The organism is Azohydromonas lata NBRC 102462, assembly GCF_001571085.1.
Lineage (GTDB): Bacteria > Pseudomonadota > Gammaproteobacteria > Burkholderiales > Burkholderiaceae_C > Azohydromonas > Azohydromonas lata.
Genome location: NZ_BCTC01000015.1, coordinates 83,249 through 92,872, shown reverse-complemented (window position 1 = coordinate 92,872; position 9,624 = coordinate 83,249). Strand labels below are relative to the sequence as shown.

Genomic DNA, 9,624 nt, shown 5'->3' with positions numbered 1-9,624 from the left:
GATCGTGCCCACGTTGACGTGCGGCTTGGTCCGCTCGAACTTACCCTTTGCCATGCTCAGCTCTCCTGGCGATCAAACAAGTGTCACTGTTAGGTGGTGCCCATGGCGCGGATCGAACGCGCGACCTCTCCCTTACCAAGGGAGTGCTCTACCACTGAGCCACATGGGCATCGGCACAGGTCTAGACTCTTTGACTGAGCCCACACCACTGCCGAGGCGCGATCGCTGGAGCGGGAGACGGGAATCGAACCCGCGTCATCAGCTTGGAAGGCTGGGGTTCTACCATTGAACTACTCCCGCTTAGGAGCCGGACCAGCGGCCCCACTGCAGTCTCAACTTCGAACTGCAGCAGACCCGCCGGGCCTTGCCGCATTGCGCCAGCGAGTCGCAATGCAGCCTTGTGTGTTTGCCTTGGTGGAGGAGGCTGGATTCGAACCAGCGTAGGCGTAAGCCAACAGATTTACAGTCTGCCCCCTTTAGCCACTCGGGCACCCCTCCGAGGCAAGACCAAGACTATAACACCGGTTTTTGGGGGATGCAAACCTTTTCAAAGAAAAATTTGAAAAAGGCGCGGGCGTCGCCGTAGCCGCCCTCTCCTCTTCGGCTCAAAGCTGCCAGTCGATAGGCCGCCCCCGCTCGGCCAGAAAGGCACTGGCCTGGCCGAAGTGCCCGTTGCCCATGAACGGGATCGGCGGCTTGGTCGCCGCCAGCGGCGAGGGGTGGTTGCTCACCAGCACTAGGTGGTCACCGCCCGCGGCCTCTATCAGCGGCCGCTTCGCCTGCGCATGCGCGCCCCACAGCATGAAGACTTTCGGATTCGCATCCGCCGCCGCCGCGCGGATGAGCGCATCCGTGAGCGCCTCCCAGCCGCGCTTGGCATGGCTGGCCGGCTTGCCCTCCTCCACCGTCAGCGTGGTGTTGAGCAGCAGCACGCCGCGCTGCGCCCAGGCCACCAAGTGGCCGTTGCGCGGCGGCTTGACGCCCAGGTCACGCTGCAGCTCCTTGTAGACGTTGCGCAGGCTGGGCGGCAGCGGCACGCCTTCAGGCACGGAGAAGGCCAGCCCCTCCGCCTGCCCCGCCCCGTGGTATGGGTCCTGGCCCAGCAGCACCACGCGCACCTGCGCCAGCGGCGTGAGCTCCAGCGCCCGCAGCGGCCGCGCCGGAAAGACGGTCGCCCCCGCGGCCAGCCGTTGATCGACAAAGCCCACCAGCGCCTGCCCCGGCAGCGATTCCAGCCACGCATCCACCACCGGCTGCCAGCCCGGGTCTATGCCATGCAGCTGCGCCTCCAGCGGCGGCTGCAGTCGATTGAGTTGTTGGTTGTCCATGGCACAAGCCTAGGGGTGGCGACGACGTGCCGCCGGATGGCGAGGCCCATCTCCACGCCGACACATGGGCCGGCGCGGCATCGCGAGCCCCGAAAAAGCGAATGCCGGCCCCACGCCCAAAGGCGTGCGCCGGCATCCGGATCAGGAAAGTAAAGCGCCGCCTCAGCCGAACAGCGCCTGCAGCGCCGCGCCCGGGTCCGGCGCGCGCATGAAGGCCTCGCCCACGAGGAAGGCGTGCACGTCCGCGCCGCGCATGCGCCGCACGTCCTCCGGCGCCAGGATGCCGGACTCCGTCACCAGCAGCCGGTCCGCCGGCACGCGCGGCAGCAGCCCAAGCGTCGCGTCCAGCGACACCTCGAAGGTGCGCAGGTTGCGGTTGTTGACGCCCACCAGCGGCGTCTTGAGCTTCAGCGCGCGGTCCAGCTCTTCGCCGTCGTGCACCTCCACCAGCACCGCCATGCCCAGCGCCTGGGCCTGCGCCTCCAGATCGGCCATCAACGCGTCGTCCAGGCAGGCGGCGATGAGCAGGATGCAATCCGCCCCCATGGCCCGCGCGTCGAACACCTGGTAGGCATCGACCATGAAGTCCTTGCGCAGCACCGGCAGCGCGCAGGCCGCGCGCGCCTGGCGCAGGTAGTCGGCATGGCCCTGGAAGAAGCGCTCGTCGGTGAGCACCGACAGGCAGGCCGCGCCATGCCGCTCGTAGCTGGCCGCGATCTCGGCCGGCGCGAAGTTCTCGCGCAGCACGCCCTTGCTCGGACTGGCCTTCTTGACCTCGGCGATCACCGCCGCCCGCCCCGCCGCCACCTTGGCGCGCAGCGCGCCGGTGAAGTCACGCTGGCCGCCCAGGGCTTCAGCCTCGCGCCGCACTGCTTCCAGCGGGCGCACGGCGCGCGCCGCGGCCACCTCCTCGTGCTTGACGGCAACGATCTTGTTCAGGATGTCGCTCATGCCACGCTCCCGGCTTGTTGCGTGGCAGCGACGAAGGCTTCCATCTTGGCCTTGGCCGCGCCGCTGGCCAGCGCCTCGCGCGCCTTCTCGATGCCCTCGGCGATGGAGGCCGACACGTCCGCCGCGTACAGCGCCACGCCCGCGTTGAGCAGCACGATGTCGCGTGCCGCGCCGCCCCGGTTGTCCAGCACGCCGCGCAGCATCTCCAGCGACTGCTGCGGCGTTTCCACGCGCAGGGCCCGATTGCTGGCCATGGAGAAGCCGAAGTCCTCGGGATGGATCTCGTACTCCTCGATGCCGCCGTCGCGGTACTCGCCCACCAGCGTCGCGCCGCCCAGCGACACCTCGTCCATGCCGTCGCGGCCGTACACCACCATGGCGTGCTTCGCGCCCAAGCGCTGCAGCGCGCGCACCTGGATGCCGACCAGGTCCGGGTGGAACACGCCCATGAGGATGTTGGGCGCGTCGGCCGGGTTGGTCAGCGGCCCAAGGATGTTGAAGATGGTGCGAACGCCCAACTCCCGGCGCACCGGCGCCACGTTCTTCATGGCCGGGTGGTGGTTCGGCGCGAACATGAAGCCGATGCCGACCTGCTCGATGCAGCGCGAGATCTGCGCCGGCGCCAGGTCCAGACGCACGCCCAGGGCTTCGAGCACGTCGGCGCTGCCGCTCTTGCTGGAGACGCTGCGGCCGCCGTGCTTGGAGACCCGGCCGCCCGCCGCCGCGACCACGAACATGGTGCAGGTGGAGATGTTGAAGGTGTGCGCCCCGTCGCCGCCCGTGCCCACGATGTCCACCAGGTGCTCGCGGTTGGCCACCGGCACCTTGGTGGAGAACTCGCGCATCACCTGCGCCGCGGCGGTGATCTCGCCAATGGTTTCCTTCTTCACGCGCAGGCCGGTGAGCAGCGCGGCCATCATGGGCGCGCTCATCTCGCCGCTCATGATGCGGCGCATGAGGGCCAGCATCTCGTCGTGGAAGATCTCGCGGTGCTCGATGACGCGGGTCAGCGCCTCGGTGTCGGTGATGGGCATGGGCCAGCCTCCAGGAAGTCAGTTGTTGTGTGCCGTCAGGTGCGTTCGCAGAACTCGCGCGCGGCGGCAATTGCGCGGTCCACGCCGGCCGCGTCCACGTCGAGGTGGGTGACGAAGCGCAGGCCGATCAGCCCCGTGGCCAGCACGCCGCGCGAGCGCAGGTGCTCCAGCAGCGCCTCGCCGCGGCCGCCTTCCACGTCCACGAACACGATGTTGGTCTGCGGCATCTTCACCCGCAGCCCCGGCAGGCCGGAGAGCCCGCGCGCCAGCCGTGCGGCCAGGGCGTGGTCGTCGGCCAGCCGCTCCACGTGGTGCGTGAGCGCGTGGTCCGCCGCCGCGGCCAGCACGCCGACCTGCCGCATGCCGCCGCCCACCATCTTGCGCACGCGCCGCGCGCGCTTGATCAGCTCCCGCGAGCCCACCAGCATGGAGCCCACCGGCGCACCGAGGCCCTTGCTGAAGCAGACGGAGACCGAGTCGAAGTGCCGCGCCAGCTCCCGCGGCGCCACGCCGGAGGCCACCGCCGCGTTGAAGAAGCGCGCGCCGTCCAGGTGCGTGGACAGGCCGCGCCCGTGCGCCAGCGCCGTGGCCTCTTCGACGAAGGCCGCCGGCAGCACGTTGCCGTTCCAGGTGTTTTCCAGACACAGCAGGCGGCTGCGCGCGAAGTGCTCGTCGTCGGGCTTGATGGCCGCTGCGATGTCGGCGATCAGCAGCGTGCCGTCGGCCTGCTGCGGCAGCGGCTGGGGCTGAATGCCGCCCAACACCGCCCCGCCGCCGCCCTCGTAGCGGTAGCAGTGCGCCAGGTTGCCGGCGATGTACTCGTCGCCCCGGCCGCAATGCGACAGCAGCGCGCACAGGTTGCTCTGCGTGCCGCTGGCCATGAAGAGCGCGTCTTCCTTGCCCAGCAGCGCCGCCACGCGCGCCTGCAGCGCGTTGACCGTGGGGTCGTCGCCGAACACGTCGTCGCCCACGGTCGCCGCGGCCATGGCCGCGCGCATGGCGGCCGTGGGGCGGGTGACGGTGTCGCTGCGCAGGTCCACCACGTCCGGTGCGCCCACCGGCGCCGCAGCCTGCGCGCTGCCGTAGCTGACGGTGCTCATGCGCGGCTCATCTCGATGAAGTTGCGCAGCATGGCGTGGCCGTGCTCGGAGAGGATGGATTCCGGGTGGAACTGCACCCCTTCCAGCGGCGTGCGCGTGCCGGCGAGGTCGCGGTGGCGCACGCCCATGATCTCGCCGTCGTCGGTCTGGGAGGTGACGAGCAGCTCCGCCGGCAGGGTCTCGCGCTCGATGGCCAGCGAGTGGTAGCGCACCACGTCGAAGTCCTGCGGCAGCCCGGCGTAGACGCCCGCCTGGTCGGTGTGGATGGTGCTCACCTTGCCGTGCATCTGCACCTTGGCGCGGATGATGTTGCCGCCCAGCGCCGCCCCAATGCTCTGGTGCCCCAGGCACACGCCCAGGATGGGCAGCTTGCCCGCGAAGTGCCGGATGGAGGGCACGCAGATGCCCGCCTCGTTGGGCGAGCACGGCCCGGGCGACAGGATGAGCTGGTCGGGTTTCAGCTCATTGATGCCTTCCAGCGTGATCTCGTCATTGCGGAACACGCGCACTTCCTCGCCCAACTCGCCGAAGTACTGCACGAGGTTGAAGGTGAAGGAGTCGTAGTTGTCGATCATCAGCAGCATGGCGGTCTCCCTCAGAAGCCTTCTTCAACGAGCTCGGCGGCGCGCAGCACGGCCCGCGCCTTGACCTCGGTTTCCTTCCATTCCAGCTCAGGCACCGAGTCGGCCACCACGCCGGCGGCGGCCTGCACGTACAGCACCTGGTCCTTGACGATGCCGGTGCGGATGGCGATGGCCACGTCCATGTCGCCCGCGAAGCTCAGGTAGCCGCAGGCGCCGCCGTAGATGCCACGCTGCACGGGCTCCAGCTCGTCGATGATTTCCATGGCGCGGATCTTGGGCGCGCCCGAGAGCGTGCCCGCCGGGAAGGTGGCGCGCAGCACGTCCAGGTTGTTGGTGCCCGGCTTCAGCAGCCCTTCCACGTTGGAGACGATGTGCATCACGTGCGAGTAGCGCTCCACGGCAAAGGCTTCCGTCACATTGACGCTGCCGGTCTTGGCGATGCGGCCGATGTCGTTGCGCGCCAGGTCGATGAGCATGAGGTGCTCGGCGCGCTCCTTGGGGTCGGCCAGCAGCTCCTTCTCGTTGGCGGCGTCCTTCTCCGGCGTGGCGCCGCGCGGCCGGGTGCCGGCCAGCGGGCGGATCGTCACCTTCTCGCCCTCGGCCACGTGCTCGTGGCGCACCAGGATTTCAGGCGACGAGCCCACGATCTGGAAGTCGCCCAAGTCGTAGAAGTACATGTAGGGCGACGGGTTGAGCGAGCGCAGCGCGCGGTACAGCGACAGCGGACTTTCCGTGTAGCGCTTCTTCAGGCGCTGGCCCAGGACGACCTGCATGCAGTCGCCCGCGGCGATGTACTCCTTGCAGCGCAGCACGGCGGCCTCGAAGTCGGCCTTGGCGAACTCGCGCTCCACCGCGTGCGACTGCCCGCGCTTCACCGAGGGAGCGCTGACGCTGTAGCGCAGCTGGTCCGCCAGCTCGGTCAGCCGCTTCTTGGCGCGGAAGAACGCTTCCGGCTGCGACGGGTCGGCCCACACGATGAGGTACAGCCGCCCCGACAGGTTGTCGATCACGGCGATCTCTTCGGTCTGCAGCAGCAGGATGTCGGGCGTGCCGATGCCGCCCTCCTTCACCGTGCGCGCGAGCTTGGACTCCATGAAGCGCACGGCGTCGTAGCCGAAGTAGCCCGCCAGCCCGCCGCAAAAGCGCGGCAGGCCCGGGCGCAGCGCCGGCTTGAAGCGCTGCTGGTAGGCGGCGATGAAATCCAGCGGGTTGCCTTCATGCGTCTCGACGACCTGGCCGTCGGTGACGATTTCGGTCTTCTGCCCCGTGGCGCGCAGCAGCGTGCGGGCGGGCAGGCCGATGAAGGAGTAGCGGCCGAAGCGCTCGCCGCCGACGACCGATTCCAGCAGGAAGCTGTGCGGACGGCCCCCGGCCAGTTTCAGGTACAGCGACAGCGGCGTTTCGAGATCAGCAAAAGCTTCCGCGATGAGCGGAATGCGGTTGAAACCTTCGGCGGCGAGGCTCTTGAATTCGAGTTCAGTGATCACGGTGCGGGCCCTCCAGGCCCGGCGGGCGCCCGCGGCGGGCGGCCCGTAAGGTCGGTGGTTCAGGGCCGCCTGCGGTGTCTAGGCGAAGGCGGCCGGCTGGGGCAGGCGCCGTGGGCGCGTCATCACGACGCACCCGGCGGCAAAGTCAGGAAGAGACGGGCCAGCGTCGCCAGGGCCAGGCTCCCCGGTCGAACGACCCCTTCGTGAATTTGCGCGCCAAAAACATGATTGCTCCAGTCTAGCAGGCGCGCGCAGCGCAAGCCTGACTGGCGGGGTTGGGCGGGGTTGAAGCCCCCGCCGGATCAGGGTTTGAGGAGGAGCGTGGAGAGGTCCAGCGCGTCCAGCCGGTCCACGTGCGCGTGGGCGCGCACCGCGCGCACCGGCTGGCCGTGGTTGTAGCCGTAGCTCACCAGCGCCAGCGCGCAGCCCGCGGCGTGGGCGGCCTCGGCGTCGTTGCTGGAGTCGCCCACCATGAGCGTGCGCGCCGGCTGCGTGCCCAGGGCTTCGCAGGTCTTGAGCAGCGGCAGCGGGTCCGGCTTCTTGGCCGCGAAGGCGTCGCCGCCGAAGACCAGCGAGAAGAACCCGTCCAGCCCCTTGGCCGCCAGCAGCGGGCGGGCGAAGGCGCCGGGCTTGTTGGTCAGGCAGGCCAGCTTCAAGCCCGCTGCCTGCAATTGCCGCAAACCCTCCACCACCCCGGGATAAACCTCGGCGTGGCGGCCGTTGATGGCCAGGTAGTGGTGCTGGTAGCGCTCGAAGGCGTCATGGAAGCGCTCCGGCGCGCCGCCCGCGTGGGCCAGGGTGCGGCGGATGAGGTGTTCCGAGCCCTTGCCAATCGTCTGCTCGACGAAGCCGCGCTCCACCGCGGGCAGGGCCAGGTCGGCCAGCATGAGGTTCAGGGCGACGACGAAGTCGCCCAGCGTGTCCACCATGGTCCCGTCGAGGTCGATGATGGCGGCGTCCAAACGCAAAGAGGTCACGGCAAGAGTCCAGGGCTGCTGCAAACGGGGCGCAATGTAGCCGTTCGCTGCTTGCCGCCCGCCCGGAAAGGCCTTGGGCTGCGGCCTGTTGTCCCAACCCGAGGACCAACGAAAAGCCCGGCGCGAAGGCCGGGCTGCGGGCATCGAAAGCCTGGAAAAGGCCCGGGCGCCCCACTGGGCAACCCGGCGCCTTCCTCCTTGAGACGCGGCGCGCTTAAGACGTCACGCGGTCCCAACCGCGGCGCACCGCGGCCTTCATGCGTTCCCACGTCCCGCCGGGATAGCGCGTCTCGTAGTCGCGGCGGATGTCGGGCTCGATGGCGCTCCAGTCGCGGCCCGCGTAGCGCGGGTCGTCGCGCAGGCCGTAGCCGTAGCGGTAGGCGGGCTCGTAGTCCTCGTAGCGGCCGCCCAGGCTGCTGTAGTTGGTCTGCCAGTCGCGGCGGTAGTAGCCGTCATCGAAAGCGGAGAGCTGGCGCGGCGCCGTGCTGTCCGGCGTCACCGCGTCCTTGGTGCGCTCCCAGCCGCGGCGCACGGCGGACTTCATGCGGTCCCAGGTGCCGCCGGGATAACGCGTGTCCCAGTCGCTGCGCGCGGTGGTCTCGATGTCGTCCCAGTTGCGGTCGGCGTAGCGCGGGTCGCTGCGCAGCGAGTGGCCGTAGCGGTAGGCGGGCTCGTAGTCGTCGTAGGTACCGCCGGCCGCGGCGTAGTTGCTCTGCCAGTCGTTGCGGTAGTAGTCGCTGTCGAAGGCGCTCGTGGCCGTGCTGCCCGGGATGTGCTCGACCTCCACTTCCGTGCTGCGCAGCGTGTCGCGCACCTGCTCCGTGCGCTGCTCCACCGTCTTGCCCACACGCACCTCTTCCACCACGCGCGCGGTCTTCTGCACCACGGCCTGCTCGGCGGTTTCCACCACTTCGATGGTGCGGTCCTTCAGGTCGGCCAAGTCCGCGGCCGTGGCCGGGCGGTCCACCGGGCGGCGTTCCACCTGCGCATGCTCCTCGCGCAGTTGCACCGTCTCGTTGACCGGCGTTTCCACCGTGCGGGCGTACACGCGCACGCCGCCCGTGCTCACCGCGCGCTTGCCGACCTGCAGGTCCTCGCGCACCACGGGGATCACGTCCTCGGTGTCGCCCGCGGCGCGCAGGCTGGTGGTGCCGGTGGCGGTCGTCCCGCGGGTGCGCAGGTCGTCGTCCAGCGTGGTGTTGAGCGAGGAGGCTGCCGTGCTGGGCGTGGAGAGGCTGTCGTCGCTCCAGCCCTCGGTGCGCCAGGACTCGACGCGCTCGTCGATGTCCACCGCGCCCGCGTTCTGCAGCGCGTCGCGCACCTCGTCCAGGCGCATGTCGTCCTCCACGTCCACCTTCACCACGGCGGCGCCGCGGCGCATGGCTTCGGCGTAGTGGCCCACCTCGCGCTCGTCATCGGGGCCGAACAGGTCGGCGAAGAAATTGCGCACCCGGCCCATCACGCCGGTTTCGTGGTGCGTGGTGGCCGGCGTGCTGCTGAGCGAGCTGTCGGCCACGGCGCTGTCGGTGCCGTGCGTGACGTGCACGCAGGCCGGGTCGATGCCGGTGTTGGCCAGGGCTTGCGCTGCGCGCTGGGCCTCGGCATCCGAATCGAATACGCCAACGACGGTCTGTCTCATTTTCGGACTCCTTTTGTCTCTATCGAAGCGGGCCGGGCCCGCGGACGGTTGCAGCAGGGGTTGCGCTGAGCCTGGGTCAGCCGTGGTCGACCTCGGCCCAAGAGCCGTCGGCCTGGCGGCGCTCCACCACCGCACGCTGTCGCCGCAACAACACCTCCTGGGTGTGCGGCGTGCTCGTGCGCTGGCGGTGCAGGCGGATTTCCTCCTTGAGGACCAGGCGGCGCTCGATCACTTCTTCGTAGACCGGCACCACCAGAACCTCGCCCTCGTGCCACGGCTCGCGCGGCTGCGCGACCGGCACGCCCATGGGCACGCGTTCCACGACCACGCTCTCCTGCACCAGCGGCTGCTCCAGCAGCTCACCGTGCTCTTCCGTGAGCACGCGCACGCGCAGCGCGCCGACCTCTTCGGTCCGCGTTCCGACGTGCAGCTCTTCCCGCACCACCGGCAAGGTCACCGGCAGCTCGGGATCGGGAGAAGAGGGGTTTGAAGGGCTCATCGCAACACCAGCTTTGGGAGCCCAT

General features: G+C 69.5%; 9 protein-coding genes and 3 tRNA genes. All 12 read right to left on the bottom strand.

Features of this window, described 5'->3' with window-relative positions; genetic code table 11:
* Nucleotides 1-94 precede the first annotated feature (94 nt).
* The 12 genes from ALA01S_RS08110 to ALA01S_RS08055 all read right to left on the bottom strand — a co-directional run bounded on the left by ALA01S_RS08110 (nucleotide 95) and on the right by ALA01S_RS08055 (nucleotide 9,599).
* Nucleotides 95-169 (bottom strand) — tRNA-Thr (locus tag ALA01S_RS08110).
* A 57-nt stretch (nucleotides 170-226) separates the two neighbouring features.
* A tRNA-Gly gene (locus ALA01S_RS08105) sits at nucleotides 227-300 on the bottom strand.
* Nucleotides 301-412: 112 nt separating this feature from the next.
* A tRNA-Tyr gene (locus ALA01S_RS08100) sits at nucleotides 413-498 on the bottom strand.
* Between the two features lie 107 nt (nucleotides 499-605).
* Nucleotides 606-1,328, bottom strand: coding sequence for a uracil-DNA glycosylase (locus ALA01S_RS08095; RefSeq protein ID WP_066334506.1), 723 nt, complete (start codon nucleotides 1,326-1,328; stop codon nucleotides 606-608).
* 162 nt (nucleotides 1,329-1,490) lie between these two features.
* Entirely contained in the window at nucleotides 1,491-2,279 is a 789-nt protein-coding gene (trpC, locus tag ALA01S_RS08090; RefSeq protein ID WP_066334503.1) for an indole-3-glycerol phosphate synthase TrpC, read from the bottom strand.
* Nucleotides 2,276-3,313: an anthranilate phosphoribosyltransferase gene (gene trpD / locus ALA01S_RS08085; protein WP_066334500.1), complete on the bottom strand. Its 1,038-nt coding sequence runs from the start codon at nucleotides 3,311-3,313 to the stop codon at nucleotides 2,276-2,278. The genes trpC and trpD overlap by 4 nt, the downstream gene beginning before the upstream one ends.
* Nucleotides 3,314-3,348: 35 nt before the next feature.
* Nucleotides 3,349-4,413, bottom strand: a complete 1,065-nt coding sequence (ltaE, locus tag ALA01S_RS08080) for a low-specificity L-threonine aldolase (RefSeq protein ID WP_066334498.1) — start codon at nucleotides 4,411-4,413, stop codon at nucleotides 3,349-3,351.
* Nucleotides 4,410-4,997: an anthranilate synthase component II gene (locus ALA01S_RS08075; RefSeq protein ID WP_066334496.1), complete on the bottom strand. Its 588-nt coding sequence runs from the start codon at nucleotides 4,995-4,997 to the stop codon at nucleotides 4,410-4,412. The genes ltaE and ALA01S_RS08075 overlap by 4 nt, the downstream gene beginning before the upstream one ends.
* A gap of 11 nt (nucleotides 4,998-5,008) precedes the next feature.
* Complete coding sequence (gene trpE, locus ALA01S_RS08070; protein WP_066334493.1) at nucleotides 5,009-6,484, bottom strand: anthranilate synthase component I; 1,476 nt, start codon at nucleotides 6,482-6,484, stop codon at nucleotides 5,009-5,011.
* A 302-nt stretch (nucleotides 6,485-6,786) separates the two neighbouring features.
* Nucleotides 6,787-7,413, bottom strand: a complete 627-nt coding sequence (gene gph / locus ALA01S_RS08065) for a phosphoglycolate phosphatase (protein WP_238455729.1) — start codon at nucleotides 7,411-7,413, stop codon at nucleotides 6,787-6,789.
* Between the two features lie 262 nt (nucleotides 7,414-7,675).
* Nucleotides 7,676-9,100, bottom strand: a complete 1,425-nt coding sequence (locus ALA01S_RS34385; protein WP_066334489.1) for a YsnF/AvaK domain-containing protein — start codon at nucleotides 9,098-9,100, stop codon at nucleotides 7,676-7,678.
* 76 nt (nucleotides 9,101-9,176) lie between these two features.
* Nucleotides 9,177-9,599: a DUF2382 domain-containing protein gene (locus ALA01S_RS08055; protein WP_084267328.1), complete on the bottom strand. Its 423-nt coding sequence runs from the start codon at nucleotides 9,597-9,599 to the stop codon at nucleotides 9,177-9,179.
* Nucleotides 9,600-9,624 lie beyond the last annotated feature (25 nt).